This is a genomic window from Lysinibacillus irui (assembly GCF_028877475.1).
GTDB classification, from domain to species: domain Bacteria; phylum Bacillota; class Bacilli; order Bacillales_A; family Planococcaceae; genus Lysinibacillus; species Lysinibacillus irui.
Genome location: NZ_CP113527.1, coordinates 4,307,397 through 4,332,090, shown reverse-complemented (window position 1 = coordinate 4,332,090; position 24,694 = coordinate 4,307,397). Strand labels below are relative to the sequence as shown.

At 38.2% G+C, this 24,694-nt stretch carries 25 protein-coding genes and 1 pseudogene; 20 read left to right on the top strand and 6 right to left on the bottom strand.

Translation table 11 applies throughout. The features are described from left to right. Positions 1-2: 2 nt before the first annotated feature. The 4 genes from OU989_RS21875 to OU989_RS21860 all read left to right on the top strand — a co-directional run bounded on the left by OU989_RS21875 (position 3) and on the right by OU989_RS21860 (position 3,038). Entirely contained in the window at positions 3-938 is a 936-nt protein-coding gene (locus OU989_RS21875) for a branched-chain amino acid ABC transporter permease (RefSeq protein WP_274794995.1), read from the top strand. Further along, positions 938-1,717, top strand: a complete 780-nt coding sequence (locus OU989_RS21870) for an ABC transporter ATP-binding protein (RefSeq protein ID WP_274794994.1) — start codon at positions 938-940, stop codon at positions 1,715-1,717. The genes OU989_RS21875 and OU989_RS21870 overlap by 1 nt, the downstream gene beginning before the upstream one ends. Next, positions 1,717-2,424, top strand: a complete 708-nt coding sequence (locus tag OU989_RS21865; RefSeq protein WP_048395515.1) for an ABC transporter ATP-binding protein — start codon at positions 1,717-1,719, stop codon at positions 2,422-2,424. The genes OU989_RS21870 and OU989_RS21865 overlap by 1 nt, the downstream gene beginning before the upstream one ends. A 116-nt stretch (positions 2,425-2,540) precedes the next feature. Further along, complete coding sequence (locus OU989_RS21860; RefSeq protein ID WP_274794993.1) at positions 2,541-3,038, top strand: cupin domain-containing protein; 498 nt, start codon at positions 2,541-2,543, stop codon at positions 3,036-3,038. 40 nt (positions 3,039-3,078) lie between these two features. On the opposite strand, the gene OU989_RS21855 is transcribed toward OU989_RS21860, so the two are convergent. Both OU989_RS21855 and rluF read right to left on the bottom strand, forming a co-directional pair. Next, positions 3,079-3,798: a DUF6904 family protein gene (locus OU989_RS21855; RefSeq protein WP_274794992.1), complete on the bottom strand. Its 720-nt coding sequence runs from the start codon at positions 3,796-3,798 to the stop codon at positions 3,079-3,081. A gap of 24 nt (positions 3,799-3,822) precedes the next feature. Further along, positions 3,823-4,524: a 23S rRNA pseudouridine(2604) synthase RluF gene (rluF, locus tag OU989_RS21850; protein WP_274794991.1), complete on the bottom strand. Its 702-nt coding sequence runs from the start codon at positions 4,522-4,524 to the stop codon at positions 3,823-3,825. Between the two features lie 241 nt (positions 4,525-4,765). Here rluF and adh point away from each other — a divergent pair, with 241 nt between their 5' ends. The 5 genes from adh (at position 4,766) to OU989_RS21825 (ending at position 10,012) form a co-directional block, all read left to right on the top strand. Continuing rightward, complete coding sequence (gene adh, locus OU989_RS21845) at positions 4,766-6,286, top strand: aldehyde dehydrogenase (RefSeq protein ID WP_274794990.1); 1,521 nt, start codon at positions 4,766-4,768, stop codon at positions 6,284-6,286. Positions 6,287-6,307: 21 nt separating this feature from the next. After that, complete coding sequence (locus OU989_RS21840) at positions 6,308-6,667, top strand: DUF779 domain-containing protein (protein WP_274794989.1); 360 nt, start codon at positions 6,308-6,310, stop codon at positions 6,665-6,667. A 359-nt stretch (positions 6,668-7,026) separates the two neighbouring features. After that, on the top strand, positions 7,027-7,995 hold the full coding sequence (locus OU989_RS21835; protein WP_274794988.1) for a DUF4003 family protein: 969 nt from the start codon (positions 7,027-7,029) through the stop codon (positions 7,993-7,995). A gap of 41 nt (positions 7,996-8,036) precedes the next feature. Beyond that, entirely contained in the window at positions 8,037-9,464 is a 1,428-nt protein-coding gene (locus tag OU989_RS21830; protein WP_274794987.1) for an aldehyde dehydrogenase family protein, read from the top strand. 68 nt (positions 9,465-9,532) lie between these two features. After that, on the top strand, positions 9,533-10,012 hold the full coding sequence (locus tag OU989_RS21825) for an acyl-CoA thioesterase (protein WP_274794986.1): 480 nt from the start codon (positions 9,533-9,535) through the stop codon (positions 10,010-10,012). 48 nt (positions 10,013-10,060) lie between these two features. Here OU989_RS21825 and OU989_RS23765 read toward each other — a convergent pair whose 3' ends face one another. Further along, positions 10,061-10,573 carry a methyl-accepting chemotaxis protein gene (locus OU989_RS23765; protein ID WP_404809743.1) on the bottom strand — a complete coding sequence of 171 codons (513 nt, stop codon included), beginning with the start codon at positions 10,571-10,573 and terminating at the stop codon, positions 10,061-10,063. Positions 10,574-10,825: 252 nt separating this feature from the next. Beyond that, a pseudogene (locus OU989_RS23760) lies at positions 10,826-11,371 on the bottom strand (protoglobin domain-containing protein); the annotation flags it as partial. 278 nt (positions 11,372-11,649) lie between these two features. Here OU989_RS23760 and OU989_RS21815 point away from each other — a divergent pair. Continuing rightward, positions 11,650-11,859 carry a hypothetical protein gene (locus OU989_RS21815; protein ID WP_274794984.1) on the top strand — a complete coding sequence of 70 codons (210 nt, stop codon included), beginning with the start codon at positions 11,650-11,652 and terminating at the stop codon, positions 11,857-11,859. A 56-nt stretch (positions 11,860-11,915) separates the two neighbouring features. On the opposite strand, the gene corA is transcribed toward OU989_RS21815, so the two are convergent. Both corA and OU989_RS21805 read right to left on the bottom strand, forming a co-directional pair. Further along, on the bottom strand, positions 11,916-12,878 hold the full coding sequence (gene corA / locus OU989_RS21810; protein ID WP_274794983.1) for a magnesium/cobalt transporter CorA: 963 nt from the start codon (positions 12,876-12,878) through the stop codon (positions 11,916-11,918). A 37-nt stretch (positions 12,879-12,915) separates the two neighbouring features. Continuing rightward, positions 12,916-13,602, bottom strand: a complete 687-nt coding sequence (locus OU989_RS21805) for a class I SAM-dependent methyltransferase (RefSeq protein WP_274794982.1) — start codon at positions 13,600-13,602, stop codon at positions 12,916-12,918. Positions 13,603-13,722: 120 nt separating this feature from the next. On the opposite strand from OU989_RS21805, the gene OU989_RS21800 reads away from it, so the two are divergent. The 10 genes from OU989_RS21800 (at position 13,723) to gltX (ending at position 24,645) form a co-directional block, all read left to right on the top strand. Then, a complete protein-coding gene (locus OU989_RS21800) occupies positions 13,723-14,028 on the top strand; it encodes a DUF4870 domain-containing protein (RefSeq protein ID WP_274794981.1) in 306 nt (101 codons plus the stop codon). 268 nt (positions 14,029-14,296) lie between these two features. After that, entirely contained in the window at positions 14,297-14,767 is a 471-nt protein-coding gene (locus OU989_RS21795) for a CtsR family transcriptional regulator (RefSeq protein ID WP_274794980.1), read from the top strand. Between the two features lie 13 nt (positions 14,768-14,780). After that, the gene (locus OU989_RS21790; protein WP_274794979.1) at positions 14,781-15,323 is read left to right on the top strand and encodes a UvrB/UvrC motif-containing protein; all 543 of its coding nucleotides are present in this window, start codon (positions 14,781-14,783) and stop codon (positions 15,321-15,323) included. Further along, positions 15,320-16,429, top strand: coding sequence for a protein-arginine kinase McsB (locus OU989_RS21785; protein ID WP_274794978.1), 1,110 nt, complete (start codon positions 15,320-15,322; stop codon positions 16,427-16,429). The genes OU989_RS21790 and OU989_RS21785 overlap by 4 nt, the downstream gene beginning before the upstream one ends. Next, positions 16,419-18,863: an ATP-dependent Clp protease ATP-binding subunit gene (locus OU989_RS21780; protein ID WP_274794977.1), complete on the top strand. Its 2,445-nt coding sequence runs from the start codon at positions 16,419-16,421 to the stop codon at positions 18,861-18,863. The genes OU989_RS21785 and OU989_RS21780 overlap by 11 nt, the downstream gene beginning before the upstream one ends. A 91-nt stretch (positions 18,864-18,954) precedes the next feature. Next, a complete protein-coding gene (gene radA / locus OU989_RS21775) occupies positions 18,955-20,331 on the top strand; it encodes a DNA repair protein RadA (protein ID WP_274794976.1) in 1,377 nt (458 codons plus the stop codon). A 280-nt stretch (positions 20,332-20,611) separates the two neighbouring features. Further along, entirely contained in the window at positions 20,612-21,697 is a 1,086-nt protein-coding gene (locus OU989_RS21770; protein WP_274794975.1) for a PIN/TRAM domain-containing protein, read from the top strand. A gap of 11 nt (positions 21,698-21,708) precedes the next feature. Next, a complete protein-coding gene (ispD, locus tag OU989_RS21765) occupies positions 21,709-22,389 on the top strand; it encodes a 2-C-methyl-D-erythritol 4-phosphate cytidylyltransferase (RefSeq protein WP_274794974.1) in 681 nt (226 codons plus the stop codon). Between the two features lie 229 nt (positions 22,390-22,618). Next, positions 22,619-23,095: a 2-C-methyl-D-erythritol 2,4-cyclodiphosphate synthase gene (gene ispF, locus OU989_RS21760; protein WP_274794973.1), complete on the top strand. Its 477-nt coding sequence runs from the start codon at positions 22,619-22,621 to the stop codon at positions 23,093-23,095. Between the two features lie 89 nt (positions 23,096-23,184). Next, complete coding sequence (gene gltX / locus OU989_RS21755; protein WP_274794972.1) at positions 23,185-24,645, top strand: glutamate--tRNA ligase; 1,461 nt, start codon at positions 23,185-23,187, stop codon at positions 24,643-24,645. Positions 24,646-24,694: the final 49 nt, after the last annotated feature.

Below are 24,694 nucleotides of genomic sequence, written 5' to 3'. Positions count from 1 at the left end.
TTATGAAAAAGTCTAAAGTTTTCTGGGGCTATGCCGTAATAGCGCTAGTCATCTATGCCGTTGTACAATTGTTAATTACGACTGAAGTAATTGATATGTACTATAAAAATATGTTGATTACTATGTGTATTAACATCATGTTGGCTGTCAGCTTGCATATTGTTATTGGGGTTACTGGACAATTCTCGATTGGGCACGCTGGGTTCCTTGCTGTGGGAGCATATGTATCAGCTATCATAACAACAAAGTTAATGTTGCCATTCCCACTGGCTATCTTATTAGGGGCAGTTGCAGCAGCCATTGCAGGTCTTATTGTAGGTATTCCAACTCTTCGCTTAAAAGGTGATTATTTAGCGATTGCCACACTAGGTTTTGCAGAGATTATTCGTATTATCTTCTTAAATACGGATTATGTTGGTGGTGCAGCAGGGATGCAGGTTAAATATTTATCTAACTGGACGTATGCATTCTTTGGTGTAGTGTTAACCATCCTAGTTATCTCAAACTTTACAAATTCTCGACATGGTCGTGCATGTATTTCCATTCGTGAAGACGAGATTGCAGCAGATGCTATGGGTATTAATACAACTTATTATAAGGTTGTTGCATTTGCGATTGGCTCTTTCTTTGCCGGTCTAGCTGGAGCTATCTTCGCCCATAACTTTTATATTATTCAGCCGACGACTTTCGGCTTCTTAAAGTCTTTTGATATTTTAATTTATGTTGTACTGGGTGGGTTAGGTAGTCTTTCAGGATCAGTGATTGCTGCGATTTTCCTAACAGTAGTATCTACGTATCTAGCAAACTTCCCAGAGACTCGTATGATCATTTATAGTTTAGTTTTAATTATCGTAATGCTTTATCGTCCAACAGGCTTAATGGGAACAAAAGAAATTACTGATTTATTTAAGTTTGGTAAAAAAGGAGGTACGAAATAATGACTGGAAACCTTCTTATCAATGTTGAAAACATGGGTATTCAATTCGGTGGTTTAAAGGCGGTACAGGGAGTTAACATGTACCTTAATCAAGGCGAATTGGTAGGGCTTATTGGACCTAACGGTGCAGGGAAAACAACTAGCTTTAATATGTTGACGGGAGTCTATACACCGACAGAAGGCACTATTACTTTTGATGGTAAGAAATTAAATGGACTTGCACCATTCCAAGTTACACAAAAGGGGATTAGTCGTACATTCCAAAATATTCGTCTCTTTAAAGAGCTATCTGTTTTAGACAATGTTAAGGTAGCCAACCATTCGCTTGCTAAGCATTCAATGTGGTCTTCAATTTTTCGTTTGCCCAACCACTTCAAAGGTGAGGCAGAAATGGAGCTTCAATCCATAGAGTTCTTAAAAATCTTTGGATTAGACGTCTATAAAGATGAACTAGCAAAAAATTTACCATACGGGATGCAGCGTCGTTTAGAAATTGCTCGTGCATTGGCAGCAAAGCCAAAGCTCCTTTTATTAGATGAGCCAGCAGCAGGTATGAACCCACAGGAAACACATGATTTAATGGAGTTAATTGCTTTTATTCGTAAAGAGTTTGGCTTAACAATTTTGCTTATTGAGCATGATATGAGCCTAGTTATGGGTATTTGTGAACGCATATATGTACTCGATCATGGACAATTAATCGCTGATGGGACACCAGAAGAAATCCGCAACAATCCAAAGGTAATTGAAGCGTACCTTGGTGAGGAGGTTATCGGCTAATGCTAAAAGTACAAAATATAGATGTTTTTTATGGCAACATTCAAGCATTAAAGGGCCTCTCTTTAGAAGTAAACGAGGGTGAAATTGTAACGTTAATCGGTGCAAATGGTGCTGGAAAAAGTACGTTGTTAAAGACATTGTCAGGTTTATTGAAGCCCAAAGGTGGCATTATTGAATATGAAGGCTTTTCTATTGCCGGGAAAGCTGCTCAAACCATTGTGAAGTCGGGGATTTCTCACGTTCCTGAAGGTCGTCGTGTTTTTGCCAATATGTCAGTGGAGGAAAATTTAGAGCTTGGTGCATATCTAAGAAATGATAAAGCAGGTATTAAAAAAGATATGGATCATGTTTTCGAGTTATTTCCACGGCTATTAGAGCGCCGCAAGCAGCAATCAGGTACATTGTCGGGTGGGGAACAGCAAATGCTCGCAATGGGGCGTGCTTTAATGGCGAAGCCAAAGCTACTATTAATGGATGAACCTTCCATGGGACTTGCACCATTGATGGTTAAAAACATCTTTAATATTATTGAGCAAGTCAATAAAGAGGGTACAACTGTACTCCTTGTAGAGCAAAATGCGAATATGGCCTTATCTGTCGCTAACCGTGCTTATGTACTTGAAACGGGACGTATTGTTTTATCTGGTTCGGCAAAAGAGCTTCAGGAGAGCGAGCAAGTAAAAGCGGCTTATTTAGGTGGCTTATAAAATTAGAAGGGTGTCTCAGAAATGAGATGCCCTTTTGGTTTTCCTTGTTATTAAATAATCAAAAGTAGCATGTTTACTTTATTTTTTGGTAAGGTGGAAAAAAGGAGAGATGCTTTTTGAAGTATTCAGCACAATATTTTATTAAACAATTAAATTTAGCCGAACATCCAGAAGGAGGTTACTATGTATCATCATTTCGTGCTTCAGATAATATAGCAGTGAGAGATGTTCAGAGACCAATTTACACTAGTATTTATTTCTTATTACGATCGCAAGATATATCACACTTACATCGATTGCAATCAGACGAACTATGGTATTATCACGCAGGAAGCCCACTAACAGTACATATGATCTTTCCAGATGGTACATATGAGGCGAAGAAGCTAGGCTTGAACGTAGGAGCTGGAGAAGTACCACAAATTGCAGTGCCGAAAAATACAATTTTTGGCTCATCAGTTGAGGAATCTGATACGTTTAGTTTAGTTGGATGTATGGTAGCACCTGGTTTTGATTTTGAGGATTTTGAATTATTTACACAAGAGGAGCTTTTAGCGGATTATCCTCAGCATGAGGAAGTTATTCGTAAAATGGCATACAAAAAAATCATGTAGAAAAATAGCCGTCTCATTGCTTATGAGACGGCATCATTTTTTACCATAATATCTCTTCAGGATAATTGAGCTGAATTTGAATATCATGTAACGCTTTTTTAGTCGCAATCGCTGCTTCCATTAGATGGGCTTTTAAAGCAACATATTCATGGTCCTCTACCAGCAAGCGTACAGCAAATGCAGCTAAATGTGCTTTACGTTCCTCTTTACTTAATTGGATATATTCTAGATTCAGAACATCCACATACTGTGTAGCAAAGCGAAAGGTTAACGGATTTTTAGTATGAAGCATTCTTAAAAAAACCATATAATCTTCCTCATTAACTTCTTGTTCTAAACAATTAGCAATAGCTGCTTGAAACTTGCGGATAATAGCCATCTCATTATTCCACATAGCCGCTTTGTTTAATTTTTGGTGTAAATCAATAAAATCATTTAATGCAATGGTACAAAAGATTATTTCTGGCCAAAGAATTTCTGTGGCAAAATAAACATTTTTATTTGGGAAGATCAGTTCATGTTGGGTAAGGACATTCTTATTAAGTCCATTACCGACAAACTCGAGGTGATGTTCACCGAGCATAGCATGTCTTAGTTTGTAGCAAACGCTTAAAATACGTAGTCGAGGACCCTGATAATCATAGTATTTGTTTTCGTCCCCAGTTACCTTATAAATAGCGTTGATTAATTCGTCTAAATCCCAATAATCGGCACTAATTCGTACCCCTGTGAGTTGCTCTGTACTTTGAATAGCTAACATAGTCCCCGTCCTCCCTTAAATATTTTATTTTGGTGTGTAGTTGAGTAGTCTGAAAAGCTCTGCTCGTTCCTTATCTGTCAAATCACGCCATTGACCGACTTTTAAATTGCCAAGCTTGATATTCATAATACGAATACGCTGTAGACGTTTAACAGAATAACCGAGTGCAGAACACATTCGGCGAATTTGACGATTTAAGCCTTGCTCTAAAATAATTTTAAAAACTTTGTCCGAAATCTTTTCAACTTGGCAAGGTAATGTAGTGGTATCTAAAATATCGACACCCGCTCCCATTTTTTTGATAAATTGCTCTGTTATAGGCTTATCCACCTGAACAATATACTCTTTTTCATGATGGTTTTCAGCACGTAGAATTTTATTAACGATATCCCCATCATTGGTTAATAACAATAATCCCTCTGATTCCTTATCCAAACGTCCAATATGGAATATACGCAAAGGATGGTTGACAAAGTCAACGACATTGCCTTTTATATGGCGCTCTGTTGTACTTGTAATGCCGACAGGTTTATTGAGAGCAATATAGACAAGCTGTTGTTCCTTCTTTACCTCTTTTCCATCAACACAAACTATATCCCCATCCTCAACTTGACTACCAACTGTTGCGAGTTCTCCATTAATCGTTACTTTTCCATCAGCTATCCATTTATCAGCACCACGACGTGATATGATTCCTGTTTCACTTAAATATTTATTAATACGCATAATGTTCTCCTAAATTTTATATTATTGTTAAGTATACATTAACGCCATGGATACAGTGAATTCTAGAAGCTTTTCTAGCAAAAATAAATTAATTGGAAAAGTTTTTGAAAAAGTTGAAATTATTTTATGTTTCTGACAATATATTAGGTGAGAGGGTTTCTATAAAAATATTGTTATTCCGACATAAAATAACGATTTTTGTAGATAGTTCTCATTAATTTGTGTAAAGGGGAGAAGTAAAATGGTTTATGCATTTCCAAACACTGAAGGATCGGTAGTTCAATTCAAAGAGAAATATGATAATTATATTGGTGGCGAATGGACACCTCCAACGAAGGGTCAGTACTTTGATAACGTTACTCCTGTTACTGGACAAGTTTTTACACAAGTAGCACGTTCCACAGCTGAGGATATTGAACTTGCTCTAGATGCAGCACATGCTGCTAAAGATGCATGGGGCAAAACATCACCGACAGAACGCGCAAACATTTTACTTAAAATCGCGGACCGCATCGAACAAAATTTAGAAAAACTAGCCGTTGCCGAAACATGGGATAACGGGAAAGCGGTACGTGAAACATTAAATGCAGATATCCCTCTTGCAATTGATCATTTCCGTTATTTTGCTGGAGCTTTACGTGCTCAAGAAGGCTCAGTGAGCCAAATTGATAACGATACAGTTGCTTATCACTTCCATGAGCCAATAGGGGTAGTTGGTCAAATCATTCCTTGGAACTTCCCGCTATTAATGGCAGTATGGAAGCTTGCGCCGGCACTTGCAGCTGGTAACTGTGTTGTATTAAAACCTGCAGAACAAACACCGGCATCTATTATGGTACTTGTAGAATTAATAGAAGATTTATTACCGCCAGGTGTTATTAATATTGTGAATGGATTTGGCTTAGAAGCAGGGAAACCGCTTGCATCTAATCCACGTATAGGGAAGATTGCCTTTACGGGGGAGACGACAACTGGCCGTCTAATTATGCAATATGCTTCTCAAAACCTTATCCCAGTTACATTAGAGTTGGGTGGTAAATCACCAAATATCTTCTTTGAAGATATTATGGATAAAGATGATGCCTTTTTAGATAAAGCAGTTGAAGGCTTCGTATTATTTGCACTAAACCAAGGGGAAGTATGTACATGTCCTTCTCGAGCATTAATTCAGGAGTCTATTTACGATAAATTTATGGAACGTGTAATACAGCGAGTTGAAGCCATTAAAGTTGGCAATCCACTTGATCCAAATACGATGATGGGTGCTCAGGCTTCAAGCGAGCAAATGGAAAAAATCCTTTCTTATTTAGATATTGGTAAGCAAGAAGGAGCAGAATGTTTAATTGGTGGAGAGAAAAATAATGTAGGTGAAGGCTTCGAAAACGGCTACTACATCAAACCAACTGTCTTCAAAGGACATAATAAAATGCGTATTTTCCAAGAGGAAATTTTTGGCCCAGTTGTTGCAGTAACTACGTTTAAGACGAAAGAGGAAGCACTCGAAATTGCGAATGATACATTATATGGCTTAGGTTCAGGTGTTTGGACAAGAGATATTAATACAGCTTACCGTTTTGGTCGTGAAATTCAGGCAGGCCGTGTTTGGACAAACTGTTACCATGCTTATCCTGCACATGCTGCATTCGGTGGCTACAAAATGTCAGGTGTTGGTCGTGAAAACCATAAAATGATGCTTGCTCATTACCAACAAACGAAAAACTTATTAGTTAGCTACAGCGAAGATAAACTTGGTTTCTTCTAATTTGTAGGGAGGTGCATGAGCGTGGTTGAACGTGTATTAGCTACGACAGAAGCGCTGGCACTAATCGAACTTTTAAAAGAGAAACATGGACCTGTTATGTTTCATCAATCAGGGGGATGCTGTGATGGCTCCTCACCTATGTGCTATCCAGAGGGTGATTTACTTTTAGGTGATCAGGATGTTTGTCTTGGAGAAATTGGTGGTTCTCCTTTCTACATGCACAAAAATCAGTATGATTACTGGAAGCATACACAAATCATACTGGATGTGGTGGATGGAAGAGGTGGTATGTTCTCGCTTGAGGGCGTAGAAGGAAAACGTTTTCTAACAAGGTCAAGAGCCTTCACACCAGAAGAGTTACAGGAGCTAGGGTTAATTTAACAAATATGTTACAGCGGCAAAGAATTCTGCCGCTGTTTTTTATCTTGATTCAAAGATTAACGAGGCTAAATTGTTTAATTTTTATGGAAAAGAGTATGTAAATCAATATTATGTGATGAATTTCTTAATAATAAAAATAGTTTTAATCGATCCTTTAAGGTCATAGTAAATAATAGTTTCCTGGTGGTTTTTCCTATCATCGTCAATCCCCCTTTTTATAGTTACTAATATTTCCTATTAAAACAAATAAATTAAGTAACATACATTAAATTAAGTTTACTTTTTATGTTAATTGTTACAAAGCGTGTGAATCTTTCTCACAATATGTAACGTAAAATGAGTAAAGGAGTGTGCTAAATATGGATTACGTGATGATTGAAAATACATTTACCAATACAGTAGAGGAAGTATCCAAAGCTGCGGGCTGGACAGTGGACCGTAAAATTATATTAGCTATTGCTAGTACATTTGTTGCGTCAGGGAAAACGTTTGATACAGCGAAGTATAAAAGTGTATTGCAAGAGATGAAGAAGCAGTCGTCGTGGATGTCTCCTTTACGATCAACAGTTGGATACAGCATTGCTGCTAATTTAATGGAACAAGAAAATGTTGAAAAGGCCGTAAAGGATTTATTAACAAATGTGAGTATCTTAAGGGACGCGAAATTTAGAAGCGGCAATTTTAGCTATATCGGAGCACAATTTTTGACAGAGGATGAAAAGGATAAAAAAGCACATGCACAGGCAGCTAGATCTTTGTTCGATGCAATCCGTAAACACCATCCATTTTTAACATCTTATGAAGATATTCCTTATGCAGTATTGCTAAGTAGCTCCAATGATGATGGTGAGTTACGTGCAGAAACAATGAATCGCTACTATAAAGAATTACGAACCTATAATTTTAACGCTGGTAATGAGCTTCAATGGCTATCGCAAGTATTAACTTTTTTATCACCTCAATTTGATGGTCAACTAGTACCAAATGTTGTGATGCTAAGAGATACGCTCAAAAAGCAAAATATTAAGGTCAGGGCTATGCACTATCCTTTACTTGGTTTTTTGGCCATACTAAATCTTAATAAAACACAACTACAAGATATCATTGATCTTCATCATGAATTAAAGGATTTGAAATTATTAAAATGGCACCGCGAATTTGTCCTGTTTATGGCTGTACAAATTGCCATTTACGACATGGCGAAGGTGCAAAAATCTCTATCCATGACCATTATGTCTTCCATTGAATTATTAATTCAAGCACAGCAAGCTGCGATGATGGCAGCGGTTAGTGCAGCCGCCATTGCTTCTAGTTCAAGTTCTTCGTGATAGAATAAGAAGGAACATATTATTTGGAGGTGCATTCAAGGATGAAGGAAACAAAACTGTGGATTAATGGTCAGTGGCAAGATACAGAGAAAAGCTATGAGCTAACATCTCCATATAGTGGTGAGGTTATTGCTCATATAGCAAAAGCATCGATTCAAGATGTAGAAAGAGCGATCGAAGGCGCACAGCAGGCATTCCAATTGTTTAAAAAAACAACAGCCTACGAGCGTGCCGAAATATTATATAAAGTCGTTGATATAATGCGACAACGTAAAGATGAATTGGCCGAGATTTTAGCATTAGAGGCAGGAAAACCGATAACAGCTGGAATAGCAGAAATCGACCGCACAATTGCAACTTATCAATTTGCAGCAGAGGGCGCAAAACAGGCAAAGGGTGAAACTGTGCCGATGGATGCAGCACCTGGAGCAAGGGATCGTATAGGATGGACAAAGCGCGAACCGTTGGGCGTTATTTCTGCCATTACACCGTTTAATTTTCCATTCAATTTAGTAGCACATAAATTAGGCCCGGCTTTCGCAGTGGGTAATACGGTAGTGTTAAAGCCAGCAACGCAAACACCATTAAGTGCTATTGTCATGGCTGATATTTTTCGTGAAGCAGGATTACCGGACGGAGCGCTACAGATTGTGACAGGAAGTGGTGGTGAGCTTAGTGATACACTTGTTACACATCCTTATGTCAAAAAGGTAACATTTACAGGTAGTGGTAAAGTAGGTTTGAAAATTAAGGAAAAAATAGGCCTGCGTAAAATAACATTAGAGCTAGGTTCTAATGCAGCGGTAATTGTCGAACCATCGACGCCAATCGATAAAATTATTAGTCGCTGTGTGAGCGGGGCCTTTAATTTTGCGGGACAAGTATGTATTTCATTACAACGTATTTATGTCCATTCTTCTATAGTTGATGAGTTTACTAAAGCATTTGTTGCAGAAACTGAAAAACTTATAGTAGGAGATCCATTAGATAAAAATACCGATGTTAGTGCGATGATTAATCCGAATGAAGTTGTAAGAATTAGGGATTGGATTAAGGAAGCTCAGGAACAAGGTGCAGTGATTGCAACTGGTGGTGTGTTTACAGAACGTTCTTTAACACCGACTGTTATGACGAATGTCACTGCTGATATGAAAATTGTTTGTCAGGAAACATTCGCACCAATCGTCTCAATTGTTTCATATGAAACATTAGACGACGCGATTCGACTTGTGAACGAGTCGGACCTTGGTTTAAATGCAGGTATTTACACGAATATATTATCCGACGCCCTTTATGCAGCAGACGAATTGCAAGCTGGTGCTGTCATTATTAATGATATTCCGACATTCAGGATAGATAACATGCCTTATGGTGGAGTGAAAATGAGTGGTTATGGACGTGAAGGAATTAAGTGGGCAATTGAAGAAATGACAGATATGAAATTTATTTCGATGAAAAAGTCATTCTAGATTTGCATCAGCTCTTTTTCTGCGATACGATGACGACAGAACATACATGAAGGGAAGTTGCATGAATTATGCCAAACAACGCTGTACCTATGAGCCAATCACGTACGGTTCAATCGCGTCTCGTATTACCCCCAGACACTAATAATCACAATTCTATATTTGGCGGAAGAGTGTTAGCTTATATTGATGAAATCGCTGCTATTACAGCAATGAAACATGCTAAGGGACTTGTAGTTACGGCTTCTATCGATTCGGTTGATTTTTTATCAGCCGCACATGTAGGAGATATTCTTGAAATCGAGAGTATTGTTTCGTCTACAGGACGTTCTTCAATGGAGGTTTATGTTCGCGTTGTTTCTCGCAATATTGAGACTGGTGAGGAAAAATTAACGACAGAATCATTTGTTACGATGGTTGCGGTAGATGAGAAAGGGAAACCAGTACCGGTTCCTGCGATTTACCCTGAAACAGATGAGGAAAAGCGTTTATTTGAAACAGGGCCAGCAAGACGAGAGCACCGTAAACAAAAACGTGCATTGCCACACTAAGTACAAGGGGAGCTCCACTATTAAAATAGTGAGGCTCCCTTTGTTATTTTACATATTTAGTTCGTTGACGACATTAATGAGCGAGTCAGAAGATGAAGAAACAAGGGTAGCACCTTGTGATAATTCAGTAATTAAATTAGAGATGGCTGAAATATCTCTAGATGTATTGACATATTGCTGTTGAATCCCTGCAACAGCATCTGCAATATCATTAAATGACTTGGATAAATTCTCTTGTGTATTGACACTATGCTGAATTTTTTGATCAACGTTGATAACAGAACTAGCCATGGTTGTAATATTACTTTCTGTTTCTTTAATGAGGTGAGAAACATTCTGCACGGCATTTTTTGTTTCCTCAGCAAGCTTACGTACTTCCTCGGCTACTACTGCGAATCCTTTACCGTGTTCTCCAGCCCGAGCAGCCTCTATCGATGCATTTAACGCTAATAAATTTGTTTGATCAGCAATGCCTGTAACAAGTCCAACAATCTCAGATATTTTTTGAGAAGAGGTACGTAGCTGATTCATCGTTACCTCAAGACTGTTAACACTTTGCAATATAACTTGGATTAAATCATTTTGTTCTTTAAGCTGCTGTTGACCACGTCTTGATTTTTCTTGAGTATCTGCAACGAAGCTCAACCCTTGTTTGGTCGCGACAGCAATATCATCAGTTTGTGAGGAAATTACTAGTAGTGAAGCGGCTGTTTCTTCACTAATCGCATTAAGCTCCTCTGCAGTACTTTGAATGGTCGTAACAAGTGCATTTTTTGTTGCATCGGCAGCTGTACGAATACGTTCTTCTTCTTTTTCATAGGCCTCAATTACAAGTTGTTGCTCAAAATTAATGATTTTACAAAAAGCGTTTATGGCACGAATAGCATCCTTTTTTGAAAGATCTACTTCATTCACAAAATTTGTGAAGGTAGAAGTGAGTGATTGGAATGATGCAATATACCATTTTGATTGTAACCCAATACGCACATGAGCCTCAGCAATTGCTTTTCTTTCGGCAATATAGGCATCATCAATATGACTTTCAAAAATATCACTTAAATGTTTATGTAATGTAATTTTTAAACGATCAATATGCGAAGTTCTATTAATAATATCAAGTAAATCTTGGCTCAAACTAATGGCTGCATAAAATTGCTCCACCATTGCAGGGATTAAGTCCTTTGCTAAAGGTTGTAGTTGCTTAATAATCGCTAAATCCTCAATCGTTAAGTTTAAAAGTTGTAACTGTTTTTGGAGATTTGGATGATTCAATACATCTAGTTTTACATCGCTCTTAAAAATTTCTGGTGTTAATGAAATTGAGTAGCTAGAACTGCTTTTTTTTGAAAACCAACTCATTATTGTTTGCTCCATTCTTAATATCCATAATAAATTGAAAGTAAAAAGTACTTTTGAAATGTTTGTTTTGTAAATTTGATAAATAATTGGTACTAAATCTATTTTACTATTAATTGCTGAATATTTGGATAAAATTTTGGATATTTCTTTATTTTTTACTTTATTATCAGACCGTTTTGTGGCAAAGTACATTTGAATTTAAATGAGGAAACCTGTAAAATACGAACTGTTTAAACAGCTACTAATTGTTCGTAAAAAAGAAATAGAGGAGGTATTGCATGGAGAAAAAACGTTTTAAATTTGTTATTCCAGTCATGGTTATTGTCGCAATTGGTTCCATTTACATGTTACGAAACTATTATGCTGAGGTACCAGATGTTGAGCAATTATTAATTGCTGTATGTGCAACTTTAGGGTCTGGGGTATTAGCATACTTCTTATTCCCGCAACAAGGGGAAAATAAAATTGATGATCGTGGGCCGTATTAACAATAGATAAATAGCACTGCTCGTTTTTTCCAAAAAAAACGAGCAGTTTTTTGTCCTTATGGTTTAAAAAGTTTAAACCAGCCTTTATGTTTAAAGATAGCAAGCATAAAGATAACGATAATAATCATGATGCCAAGTACAATAAAATAGCTATATTGACCGTGAAGTTCAGGCATATTATCGAAATTCATCCCATAGACGCCAGCAATAAAAGTTAGCGGTATAAAGATGGTCGACACAATCGTTAAAGTCATCATAATACCATTCATACGACTTGAACTCATGGCCATATAACTATCGCGCATATCTGCTGTAAGTTCTCGATTGGATTCAACCATTTCTGTTAATTTAAGTAAATGGTCGTAGATATCTCCAAAATAAGCTCGTTCTGATTTATTTAATGAAAATCGATAAGAATTAAGCACCCGATATAAAAGGTCACGCATTGGTAAAATGGTACGTCTTAAGTCAAGCAAATCGCTTCGAAATTCGAAGACAATCTTCATAGCATTTACATTGCTTTGGTATGTAAGCTCGCCTTCTAGTGCATTTAAATGATCCTCAATTTTATAAACAAGAGGGAAATAACTATCAACGATTTTATCTATAGTTTGATAAGTTAGGTAAACAGTGCCACGTTCCCAATTCTTTGGCTGGTTTTCCAAAAGTTTTTGAACCCTCTCTATTTCGGGTACAGGGTTCTTATGGAATGTCACAATATATTTATTAGAGGCAAAGATATTTACCTCTTCCGCTCCTAATGTCTCTTCGTTTAATCGATGAATAACAAAAAAATGAAAATCATCGTAAAAATCGAGCTTTGGACGCTGTAAGCGCATTAAGCAATCTTCAATAGCTAGCGGGTGGAAATGAAAAAATGAATCCAGCAAGGATTCCTCCTCTGCAGTAGGACAGTTAAAATCAACCCAATACCATTCAAACTCTTGCTGATGTATAGTTTCCAAAGGGAAATCTTTTAGTAGTTGTTGTTTTTTTGTAATGCCAATGGTGCTTATCACAGCTTTCACCTCAAAGTTATTACTACAAAATATTTATTTAATGCTCCTCTTTAAAGCATACCCATCCACCAAACAAAGTAGTGGCAAAAAATCTACTAGGTTTTATAAAACCCGCTTTCTGTAACAATGTCACAATATCTTCTTCTCGCATAAAGGAAAGGGAGCGAATGGATTTTTCCATTTCTGCTACATCGGATACCGAAAGCTTTGTATGTTGTAACCAATAGGAACGCCATAAATCAAATTGAAGCTCTGTTTCGATCGAACCAGGTTCACCATATTTTGAGACAAGGACAAAGGGGGAACCGGGTTTTAAATGTTTTGCTATTTCTTTCAATGTCGATAGCTTATCCTCATAATCCTGAATAAAATGAAGGACGAGTACTAGGCTGGCTGCATCATAATTTTCAGTAGATAACTGAGTATCTAGTATTGTTCCTTGATGGTATGACATCCTATTGGTTAGTGATTTTAAACGTTCTTTAGCTATTTTGAGCATGGATTCTGAGGGATCAATGCCAGTAAATGACCAAAAGGGTCTGCCTTCTGCAAGTTGTAAAATCTCGTTGCCGCTTCCTGAACCTACGATTAAAATCTCAGCCTTTTCAGGCAATGTAGAATGATAAAAGGTTTGTATTAAACGAAGCATTGCATCATAGCTTGGTAAAGTACGACGAATACCTTTTTCATATTCATTTGCTAAAGTATTGTTAAATTCCATCATGCATCACTGCCTTCCAAAAAAATTTTTAAAAATCCAATTCAATGTGAAACTATTACGGGTATAGTTCCGTAAATAGAAGTACATAAAACATAAACAAAGGATAAGAAAGGGTTGATATATATGGAGAGTAAATGGTCTAAAGTAATCATACACGCTAGTGCATTTTTTGCGCCATGGTTAGTACCCATTATTTTCTTCTTAATTAGTTCTGATGAGGAAGTGAAAGCAATTTCCATTCAAGCATTGCTATTCCAAATCGTTATGGGAGTTTTAATTGCTATTTCTGTTGTTTTAAGCTTTGTCCTTATTGGATTACCGTTTTTACTTATTTTCGGCATTATGCTATTTGTTGTACCGATTATCGGTATCGTTAAAGCACTGTCTGATGAACCTTGGCGTTATCCAATAGTTGGACGTTGGGTATAAATTTTTATAAACGCAAGTATATGCTAGTTGCATATGCTTGCGTTTTTTCTATGGCTAATAAGGGTACATTAAGTGTATGAGGAAATAGAGAACCGAACAGATATGATAAAAAAAGAGCTAGTTTCAAGAGCATAAAATAGCCAATTTCAGTACTTTTCATTTTCTATGGGCGAAATCATTGCAATTATTTTCAAGCGTTTTGTATAATATACTCAAAGAAAGTCAAAGATAGTCAAAGTCAGTGAAGCAAGCGAGGTGTATTCCTAAAATGCGTAATATATCAGACATCATAGAAGGTTACTTAAAGCAAGTACTTGAATTAGGTGGAGAAGGGCATATTGAAATTAAACGTAGTGAGATTGCTGATAAATTTCAATGTGTCCCATCACAAATAAATTATGTCATTAATACAAGATTTACTGCCGAGCGAGGTTACCTTGTTGAGAGCAAACGTGGTGGTGGTGGATACATTCGAATTTTACGTGTCCGCGCGAATTCACAGATTGATTTAATCGATGATGTTCTCAGGCAAATTGAAGGTGGAGCCTCACAAACGATGGCAGAGGATTTAATATATCGGCTTATCGATGAGCAGGTAATTTCAAAACGAGAAGCGAAATTAATGTTAGCAGCAATTGATCGCTCAACGATCGATTTACATCTCCCTCTAAGAGATACCATTCGATCAAAAATATTGCGAGCGATGCTGACAACAATCAAATATGAACAGCAAAAATAGTGAGGTGATGGGAATGATATGCGAACATTGTAAACAACGTAATGCAACAGTTACAGTAACACAAGTTCAAAATGGGCAAAAGGTGGAGCACCATTATTGTGACGTCTGCGCCTCACAGTTCCATCCATTTCATGCAGAATTTAAACAAGAGCCAGTTTCTATACAACAGTTATTATCAAACTGGTTTGGCTCACCAACGTGGCAAAAGGTTGGAGAAAAACAACAAGTACAACCACAACAGCAAACATGCCCACAATGTGGATTTTCGTATAAACAATTTTTAAAAGAAGGGAAATTTGGATGCCCAAGCTGTTATGACACATTTAGTGAGCATTTACCAAAGCTCTTTAATCGCATCCAGGCAGGACCCCAACACATCGGAAAAATGCCTGGCGCTCGCAGTAATGTGTATGTAATTAAAAAGCAAATTGAGGATATTCGTAAGCGAATGAAATCGGCTGTTGATGAAGAACAATTTGAAGAGGCGGCTAAGCTTCGAGATGAAGTCAAAGAGTTAGAGAAGCAGCTGCAATTTGAAGGTGGTGATGTGACATGATGATTGAATCATTTTTAGAGCGTGCGACGCCATCTTGGATGCATATCGAGGATGATTATTCAGATATTGTCATTAGTACACGTATTCGCCTTGCTCGAAATTTAGATGGTTATCGTTTTCCGCTGGCATTCTCAGAGAATGAAGCATTGCAAGTGGAGCAGGCAGTTACACATGCAGTAAGTGATAGCCCAACGCTTCAAAATGATTATGCTTATTTTGCTATAAAGGATTTAACACCTTTGCAGCGTCAAATTCTTGTCGAAAAGCACTTAATTAGTCCGCAATTAGCTAAAAAAGAACAAGTGGGCTCTATCCTACTTTCTGAAGATGAATCCGTTAGCATTATGGTGAATGAAGAAGATCATTTGCGCATTCAATGTATGACAGCAAGTTTTCAACTTCAAAGTGCTTATGAACAAGCAAATAAAATTGATCGTATTCTAGAGAAGGTATTACCTTACGCCTTCCGAGATACATTTGGCTATTTAACAAGTTGTCCGACGAATATTGGTACGGGTCTCCGAGCATCCGTCATGATGCATTTACCTGCCCTAACCTTAACGGGACAAATGAATCAAATTATTAATGCTATGACACGCTTAGGCATGACTGTAAGAGGTATATACGGAGAAGGCAGCGAAAATTTAGGCAATGTTTATCAAGTGTCTAACCAAATTACTCTTGGTAAGACAGAAGAGGACATTTTAGCAGATATCCAAAGTGTCGCTGAAAAGATTATTCAGAAAGAACGACATGCAAGAAGTAAATTGATGGAAAAAGCGGAGCTTGCTCTAGAAGATAGAGTATATCGAGCTTTAGGTACTCTAACTCATGCGAGAATTTTAACAAGTGAGGAAGCAGCTACCTGTCTATCTAATGTTCGTCTAGGTGTGGATTTAGAGTTGATTGCAGGTATTCATGCAACAACGTTAAATGAGTGTGTTGTCAGTATGCAACCAGGTTTTTTACAGCACTATGCAGGCGAGGCACTGCCCCCTGCTGAACGAGATCGTGTACGAGCAGAAATGCTTCGTGAGGCGTTATCTCGAGAATATACGAATAAGCCTATAAATGGGGAAAAAGGAGAGGATTTATATGATGTTTAATCGTTTTACACAACGCGCGCAAAAAGTATTACAGCTTGCTCAAGAAGAGGCTATTCGTTGGAAGCACGAATCTATTGGCACAGAGCATATTCTATTAGGGCTTATACGTGAAGGCGGCGGTATTGCTGCAAAAGCGTTAGAAGCTATTGATATTAGTCCTCAAAGAATTGAAGCTGGTATTGAAGAGTTAGTTGGTAAGGGTAAAGAAGACGTTGGCCCAATTGTTCATTATACGCCAAGAGCTAAGAAAGTAATTGAACTATCAGTTGACGAATCACGTAAATTAGGTCACTCATATATCGGCACAGAGCATTTGCTACTAGCCCTTATTCGTGAAGGAGAAGGGGTGGCAGCTCGTGTCCTAAATAACGCCGGTGTCGGTTTAAATAAAGCACGTCAACAAGTACTATTGCTACTAGGTAATAACGATAATGCACAATCTGGACAACAAGCAGCACAAGCTGCCAATACTCCAACATTAGATAGCCTAGCACGTGATTTAACACAAATTGCACGTGAAGGTACATTAGACCCTGTTATTGGTCGAAGTAAGGAAATTACACGTGTCATCGAGGTTTTATCACGTCGTACTAAAAATAACCCTGTATTGATTGGTGAGCCTGGTGTTGGTAAAACAGCTATTGCGGAGGGGCTAGCACAGCAAATTATAAATAACGAAGTGCCTGAAATCCTTCGTGACAAGCGAGTGATGACGCTCGATATGGGAACTGTCGTTGCTGGTACAAAATATCGTGGTGAATTTGAGGACCGTTTGAAAAAGGTAATGGATGAAATTCGCCAAGCTGGTAATATTATTTTATTTATCGATGAATTGCATACATTAATCGGTGCTGGTGGTGCAGAAGGTGCGATTGATGCATCCAATATTTTAAAACCATCTTTAGCACGAGGCGAGCTTCAATGTATTGGGGCAACTACGCTTGATGAATACCGTAAATATATTGAAAAGGATGCAGCATTAGAGCGTCGTTTCCAACCAATTCAAGTGGATGAACCAACAGTAGAAGAAGCGATTCAAATTATTCAAGGTTTACGTGATCGTTATGAAGCACATCACCGCGTAAAAATAACAGATGAAGCAATCGAAGCAGCTGCAAAAATGAGTGACAGATATATTTCTGACCGCTTCTTGCCAGATAAAGCGATTGACTTAATTGATGAGGCTGGTTCTAAAGTACGCTTACGTTCATTTGCAGTGCCACCAAACCTAAAGGCACTTGAAGATAAGCTTGAAAATGTTCGCTCGGAAAAAAATGCAGCCGTATCGGGCCAAGAGTTTGAAAAGGCAGCATCTCTAAGAGACACAGAGCAAAAGCTGAAAGATGAAATTGAAGCTACTCGGAAAAATTGGAAAGAAGAGCAAGGCAAAGCCGAATCAAAAGTGACTGTGGATGATGTTGCAGCAGTAGTATCGATGTGGACAGGAATCCCGGTAGCTAAAATTGCTTCCGAAGAATCATCTAAGTTGTTACAACTCGAAGAGGAATTACACAAACGTGTTGTTGGGCAAGGAGAAGCGGTAGAGGCCATTTCCCGTGCAATCCGCCGTGCAAGAGCAGGCTTAAAAGATCCAAAACGACCAATTGGTTCATTTATCTTCTTAGGACCTACAGGTGTTGGTAAAACAGAGCTTGCAAGAGCGCTTGCTGAAGTAATGTTTGGTGATGAAGATGCTATGATACGTGTCGATATGTCTGAATACATGGAGAAACATTCGACTTCACGCCTAGTAGGTTCACCTCCAGGCTATGTAGGCTTCGATGATGGTGGTCAACTGACTGAAAAAGTTCGTCGTAAACCTTATTCAGTAGTATTATTAGATGAAATTGAAAAAGCACACCCTGATGTGTTCAATATTCTTCTGCAAGTTCTTGAAGATGGTCGTTTAACAGACTCTAAGGGGCGTGTTGTAGACTTCCGCAATACAGTGGTTATTATGACATCTAACGTTGGTGCTGATGCTTTAAAATATCAAAAGAGCCTTGGTTTCAATGTAGGCGGTGCGGCATCTAAACATAAAGACATGAAGGGTACAATGCTAGAAGAATTGAAAAAAGCATTCCGCCCAGAGTTCTTAAACCGTATCGATGAAATGATTGTCTTCCACTCATTAGAAAAAGAGCATTTAAAAGAGATCATTGCAATGATGGGCAATGCATTAACGAAACGCTTAAAAGAGCAAGATATTTCGTTAGAGCTAACAGATGCAGCCCTTGAGAAAATTGCAGAGGAAGGCTATGACCCTCAATACGGTGCGCGTCCACTACGCCGTGCATTACAAAAACAAGTAGAGGATCGATTATCCGAAGAATTGCTTAAAGGTAACGTAGAAAAGGGTAATCAAGTAGTCATTGATTATGTAAATGATGAATTTGTTGTGAAGAAAAAAGAGGGAGTTTCTATCTCTAAATAATTTCATGTAAAGACAGCGAGGCTTTAGGTGCCAAGCTGTCTTTTTTTCTGTACAATTGATGATAAGAACAAATATTCGAGGTGAAAAGAATTTGGCGAAGAAAAAAACGAAATTCGTATGCTCGGGCTGTGGCTATGAATCTGCTAAATGGATGGGTAGATGTCCAGGATGTGGAGAATGGAATAAAATGGTGGAAGAAGTAGAAGTCGTAGCAAAAGGATCACGTGGCGCATTTCAACATTCTGCTACAGTAACCCAGAAAGCCCTTCCGATTATACAGGTTGAAGCAACTGAAGAATCCCGTGTTGCGACGGAAATGGGCGAATTGAACCGCGTTCTAGGTGGTGGCATCGTACCGGGCTCTCTAGTGTTAATAGGTGGTGATCCTGGGATAGGGAAATCTACTTTATTATTACAAGTTTCGGCTTTACTTTCGAATAAGGGGCATCGTGTACTTTATATTTCGGGTGAGGAATCCATTCGTCAAACGAAGTTACGCGCAGAGCGTTTGGGGGTTGTTTCCCAGGAGCTTTACATCTATTCCGAAACGAACCTTGAATTTTTAAACCAAACAATTGATGAAGTACAGCCGAAATTTGTCATTGTCGACTCGATTCAAACGGTCTTCCATCCAGAGGTAACGAGTGCCCCAGGAAGTGTCTCACAGGTCCGTGAATGTACAGCAGAGCTTATGAGAATTGCTAAGACAAAGGGTATTGCAATTTTCTTAGTTGGACATGTAACAAAAGAAGGACAAATTGCCGGGCCTCGTATTTTAGAGCATATGGTGGATACCGTATTGTATTTTGAAGGGGAAAGACATCATAACCATCGTATTCTACGAAGCCAAAAAAACCGCTTCGGCTCCACAAATGAAATTGCGATATTTGAGATGCTTCAAGGAGGTTTAAAGGAAGTTTTAAATCCTTCTGAGCTATTTTTGCAGGAGCGCTCACAAGGAGCTGCGGGCTCAACTATCGTTGCATCGATGGAGGGGACAAGGCCAATTCTTGTTGAGATTCAGTCTTTAGTTACACCTACAAGCTTTAACTATCCTAAACGTATGGCTACTGGTGTTGACCAAAACCGCGTGCAACTACTAATGGCGGTACTAGAAAAGCGGATGGGTCTCATGCTACAAGCCCAGGACGCATATATTAAAGTTGCTGGTGGCGTCAAACTGGATGAGCCAGCTATTGATTTAGCTGTTTTAACTAGCATTGTCTCTAGTTTTAAGGATCAAGCAGTACGAGCAACGGACTGTTTTATTGGTGAAGTAGGGCTAACAGGTGAGGTGCGTCGTGTATCCCGTATAGAACAACGTGTTATTGAGGCAGCGAAGCTAGGTTTTAAAAGAGCCTTTATTCCCGCATCTAATATTGGTGGTTGGGATTTTCCACAGGGAATTGAAATTGTCGGTGTAGAAACGATAAAAGATGCGCTTAATGCCTGCTTCAGAGAGTTGTAAAAAATGTGCATGTTGGATATTATTCTGACATGCATTTTTTCCTTCATTTTTGACGATGAATTCGGAAACTCAAGTAAGGGGATAAACGTCCTTGTTTATAGTAAGAAAAGAGTTATGAAGAAATAATATAAAACAAACTAAAATGGATGTTTGAAGAATTTTATGTAAATAATTTATCTAAGTTCAGGAACATTAAAAATAATGATATTTGATGACCTGATGAAAGATTTTCTACTGTAAACTATGTATAATCTTAACTAACAATAGGAGGTGACAGCTTGTGAAAAAATTTGTTCAAATTGCGTTTTTACTGATTGGAGGAGCATTAGGCCTTGTTTTCTTACCGCCATTATACGAATTGCTTCATCTATCATCTAATCCTTGGCTAGATAATCCTTACGTATCGGTAGCATTAGGCGCACTTTTACTTTTTACCCTTTCGTTTGCATTTTCCGATTATTTTGTGAAGCTCATTAGCTGGATGGAAGAGGTCCTGTTTAAGGTCCCTGTCGGAGATTTATTATTTGGTACGCTTGGTTTAATAATTGGCCTTATAGTCGCTTATTTTTTAGGCTTTGCTATCGATAGTGTGCAAATCCCTGTTATTACAGAGGTACTCCCTATTATCCTGTCATTTGTATTAGGGTATTTAGGCTTTCGTCTTGGTTTTAGAAAAAGAGATGAATTAATACAGCTTTTTACCTTACGGAGTAATAATACAAAGAAAAAAGCTACTGAAGGTGCTGAGATCCCAGAAGTACGAGGGAGCTATAAGCTGCTAGATACGAGCGTTATTATTGATGGTCGTATTGCGGATATTTCAGAAACAGGCTTCATAGAAGGTATCCTAGTTGTACCCCAATTTGTCCTCACGGAGCTTCAGCATATTGCGGATTCTTCTGATACGTTAAAACGCACAAGAGGTCGTCGTGGTTTAGATATTTTAAGAAAACTCCAAGATGAGCGTAAGACAAAAGTTGAGATAACGGACGAGGATTTTGAGGATGTACAAGAAGTAGATTTAAAGCTCGTACGACTTGCAAAGAAAATGGGTAACGACACGCAAATTGTCACGAATGATTTTAACCTTAATAAGGTCTGTGAGCTACACCATGTGAAGGTATTAAATATTAATGATTTAGCGAATGCGGTGAAGCCTGTGGTAATCCCAGGAGAAGATATGCAGGTTGTGGTTATAAAGGATGGTAAAGAGCATAATCAAGGAGTTGCCTATTTAGATGATGGAACGATGATTGTTGTTGAAGGTGGTCGTAACTATATAGGACAGGCAATTACAGTTACAGTAACGAGTGTGCTGCAAACATCAGCAGGTCGTATGATATTTGCGAAGCCGAAGGACGATTAGGATGTGGAAACATGCATTATGAAGTAGTTTTACCTGCAGCGGGAAGCGGAAAACGCATGGGCGCAGGACAAAATAAGTTATTTTTAGAGCTTTTGGATAAACCAATTTTGATACACACGTTAGAAGTGTTTCAACAAGACCCTTTTTGCACAGGGATTTGGTTGGCTGTAAAACCGGAAGAACGCGTCTATATTCAAGGATTGCTAGAGCAATTTGGGATTACAAAGGTGAAGGGCTTGCCTGCTGGTGGTGCGGAGCGGCAGCATTCAGTTCATTCCTGTATGAAAGAGATGCAACAGGTGGATATTGTGCTTGTCCATGATGCAGCCCGACCTTTTATTACGCATGATATTATCGCCAATCTTGTACAAAGTGCACATCAAAACGGTGCAGCTATTGCTGGGGTTCGAGCGAAGGATACGATGAAAAAGGTCCGTAATGGTATCATTGAAGAGACTGTTGACCGTGACAGCCTATGGATGATTCAAACGCCACAAGCCTTTCAATATGATTTAATAGTGGAGGCTGAGGAAGTTGCTGAGAAAGTTGGTTTTCTTGGTACAGATGAAGCTATGCTAGTCGAACGTTTAGGACATACGGTGCACATTGTAGAAAGTAGCTACGAAAATGTCAAAATGACGACACAAGAAGATTTACTATTTGGAGAGGCCATTTTACGCAAGCGAGCATAATTTGTAGTTTAAAAAATCTCATTGGCGATTGTTGCTAATGAGATTTTATGTGTTTGTGCAACAAAATACTCACTATTTGCTATCAGCTCAATTTCCTAGGAAATATGTTAAAATGTGAGGGTATAATAGTGAGTAAATATAAAAGTGAAAGAAGGTGAATGAGACTGCGTATTTAGCAAACAAGTACTGATCAAATCCACATGTTTTGTTAAAGTAGTCTCTCTATCATATGTTTCGAATTGGACAAGGTTTTGACGTACATGCATTTGAAGAAGGTCGACCATTAATTATTGGAGGTATTACTATTCCGCATGAAAAAGGGTTAGTAGGACACTCAGACGCTGATGTGCTTTTACACACAGTTACGGATGCGGCATTAGGGGCAATTGGAGAAGGAGATATCGGTCGTCATTTTCCTGATACAGATCCAGCCTTTAAAGATGCAGATTCAGCAAAATTATTAGAGTATATTTGGAAACTGGTTGAGGATAAAGGCTATGTTCTAGGGAATGTTGATTGTACAATCATGGCACAGCGTCCCAAAATGGCCCCATATATTGGACAGATGCAAAATCGCATCGCAGAACTGTTACACGCAGAACCATCACAAGTCAATGTAAAGGCAACAACAACTGAACGATTAGGTTTTACAGGTCGTGAAGAAGGTATAGCAGCTATGGCAACAATTCTATTGATAAAGAAGTGACTGCGATTAACAACGCTTTTATTTCCAGTAACAGAGTGGTAAAATGAACAAAGTCAATTTTTGATCGAAAATTTAGGAGGCTTTTAATTATGACGAAAGAAGTTCGCGTTCGTTACGCGCCATCTCCAACAGGTTATTTACATATCGGTGGAGCGCGTACAGCATTATTCAATTATTTATATGCAAAACATCATAACGGTAAATTCATTGTACGTATTGAAGATACGGATATTGAACGTAATGTAGAAGGCGGAGAAGCATCTCAGCTAGATAACCTAAAATGGTTAGGTATTGAATATGATGAGTCCATTGATATTGGTGGACCTTATGCGCCTTATCGTCAAATGGAACGTCTTGATATTTATAAAGAGCACGCTGAAAAGCTATTGGAGCAAGGTGTAGCTTACAAATGTTTCTGTTCGTCAGAAAAACTTGAAGCATCTCGCGAAGAACAAAAAGCGAGAGGTGTGGCGGCTCCAACTTATGATGGTACATGCCGTCACCTATCTGCAGAAGAAGTTGCAGCTAAAGAAGCAGCAGGTGAGCCATACACAATCCGTATGCGTGTACCGGCAAATGTAACGTATGAATTTGAAGATTTAGTTCGTGGCCAAGTTACTTTTGAATCAAAGGACATTGGTGATTGGGTAATTGTTAAAGCTAATGGTATCCCAACCTACAACTATGCTGTTGTTTTAGATGATCATTTCATGGAAATTTCTCACGTTTTCCGTGGTGAAGAGCATTTATCAAACACACCAAAACAAATGATGATTTTTGATGCATTTGGCTGGAAATATCCTCGTTTTGGACATATGACATTAATTATTAATGAAAACCGTAAAAAGTTATCTAAACGTGATGAATCAATTATTCAATTTGTTACACAATACAAAGATTTAGGGTATCTTCCTGAAGCGATGTTCAATTTCTTTGCACTACTTGGTTGGTCTCCAGAAGGGGAAGAAGAGATTTTCTCCAAAGAAGAATTTATTAAAATCTTTGATGAAAAACGTCTATCTAAATCACCATCGATGTTTGATAAGCAAAAATTAACATGGATGAATAATCAATATATTAAAAAGCTATCTTTAGAAGAAGTTGTGGCTTTATCTTTACCACATTTGCAAAAAGCTGGCCTAATACCCGAAGAACTTACTGCGGAGCAACGTGCATGGGCGACAGATTTAATTGCCCTTTACCACGATCAAATGAGCTTTGGTGCGGAAATTGTTGAACTATCTAGCCTATTCTTTAACGATCATATTGAATATGATGAAGAAGCAAAAGAGGTCTTAGCAGGTGAGCAAGTTCCTGAAGTAATGGCTGCATTTAAAGCACAGCTCGAGGAGTTAGAAGAATTTACACCAGACACAGTAAAAGCTGCTATAAAAGCTGTGCAAAAAGCAACAGGTCATAAAGGTAAAAATCTATTTATGCCAATCCGCGTTGTAACAACAGGTGAAACACATGGCCCAGAGTTACCAAATGCAATTTGCTTAATTGGGAAAGAAAAAACAATTGACCGCGTAGGAAAATTTGCACAATAAGAGAAATTTATTGACAATTCATTCTTTCGTTGTAAAATGTATTTACATT

Excerpts from the sequence above, each read along its gene's own strand:
- OU989_RS21875 (WP_274794995.1), top strand. The coding sequence starts at position 3 with ATGAAAAAGTCTAAAGTTTTCTGGGGCTATGCCGTAATAGCGCTAGTC.
- OU989_RS21870 (WP_274794994.1), top strand. The coding sequence starts at position 938 with ATGACTGGAAACCTTCTTATCAATGTTGAAAACATGGGTATTCAATTC.
- OU989_RS21865 (WP_048395515.1), top strand. The coding sequence starts at position 1,717 with ATGCTAAAAGTACAAAATATAGATGTTTTTTATGGCAACATTCAAGCA.
- OU989_RS21855 (WP_274794992.1), bottom strand. The coding sequence starts at position 3,798 with ATGTTAGCTATTCAAAGTACAGAGCAACTCACAGGGGTACGAATTAGT.
- rluF (WP_274794991.1), bottom strand. The coding sequence starts at position 4,524 with ATGCGTATTAATAAATATTTAAGTGAAACAGGAATCATATCACGTCGT.
- adh (WP_274794990.1), top strand. The coding sequence starts at position 4,766 with ATGGTTTATGCATTTCCAAACACTGAAGGATCGGTAGTTCAATTCAAA.
- OU989_RS21835 (WP_274794988.1), top strand. The coding sequence starts at position 7,027 with ATGGATTACGTGATGATTGAAAATACATTTACCAATACAGTAGAGGAA.
- OU989_RS21830 (WP_274794987.1), top strand. The coding sequence starts at position 8,037 with ATGAAGGAAACAAAACTGTGGATTAATGGTCAGTGGCAAGATACAGAG.
- OU989_RS21825 (WP_274794986.1), top strand. The coding sequence starts at position 9,533 with ATGCCAAACAACGCTGTACCTATGAGCCAATCACGTACGGTTCAATCG.
- OU989_RS21815 (WP_274794984.1), top strand. The coding sequence starts at position 11,650 with ATGGAGAAAAAACGTTTTAAATTTGTTATTCCAGTCATGGTTATTGTC.
- OU989_RS21805 (WP_274794982.1), bottom strand. The coding sequence starts at position 13,602 with ATGATGGAATTTAACAATACTTTAGCAAATGAATATGAAAAAGGTATT.
- OU989_RS21800 (WP_274794981.1), top strand. The coding sequence starts at position 13,723 with ATGGAGAGTAAATGGTCTAAAGTAATCATACACGCTAGTGCATTTTTT.
- OU989_RS21795 (WP_274794980.1), top strand. The coding sequence starts at position 14,297 with ATGCGTAATATATCAGACATCATAGAAGGTTACTTAAAGCAAGTACTT.
- OU989_RS21790 (WP_274794979.1), top strand. The coding sequence starts at position 14,781 with ATGATATGCGAACATTGTAAACAACGTAATGCAACAGTTACAGTAACA.
- OU989_RS21785 (WP_274794978.1), top strand. The coding sequence starts at position 15,320 with ATGATGATTGAATCATTTTTAGAGCGTGCGACGCCATCTTGGATGCAT.
- OU989_RS21780 (WP_274794977.1), top strand. The coding sequence starts at position 16,419 with ATGATGTTTAATCGTTTTACACAACGCGCGCAAAAAGTATTACAGCTT.
- ispD (WP_274794974.1), top strand. The coding sequence starts at position 21,709 with ATGCATTATGAAGTAGTTTTACCTGCAGCGGGAAGCGGAAAACGCATG.
- ispF (WP_274794973.1), top strand. The coding sequence starts at position 22,619 with ATGTTTCGAATTGGACAAGGTTTTGACGTACATGCATTTGAAGAAGGT.
- gltX (WP_274794972.1), top strand. The coding sequence starts at position 23,185 with ATGACGAAAGAAGTTCGCGTTCGTTACGCGCCATCTCCAACAGGTTAT.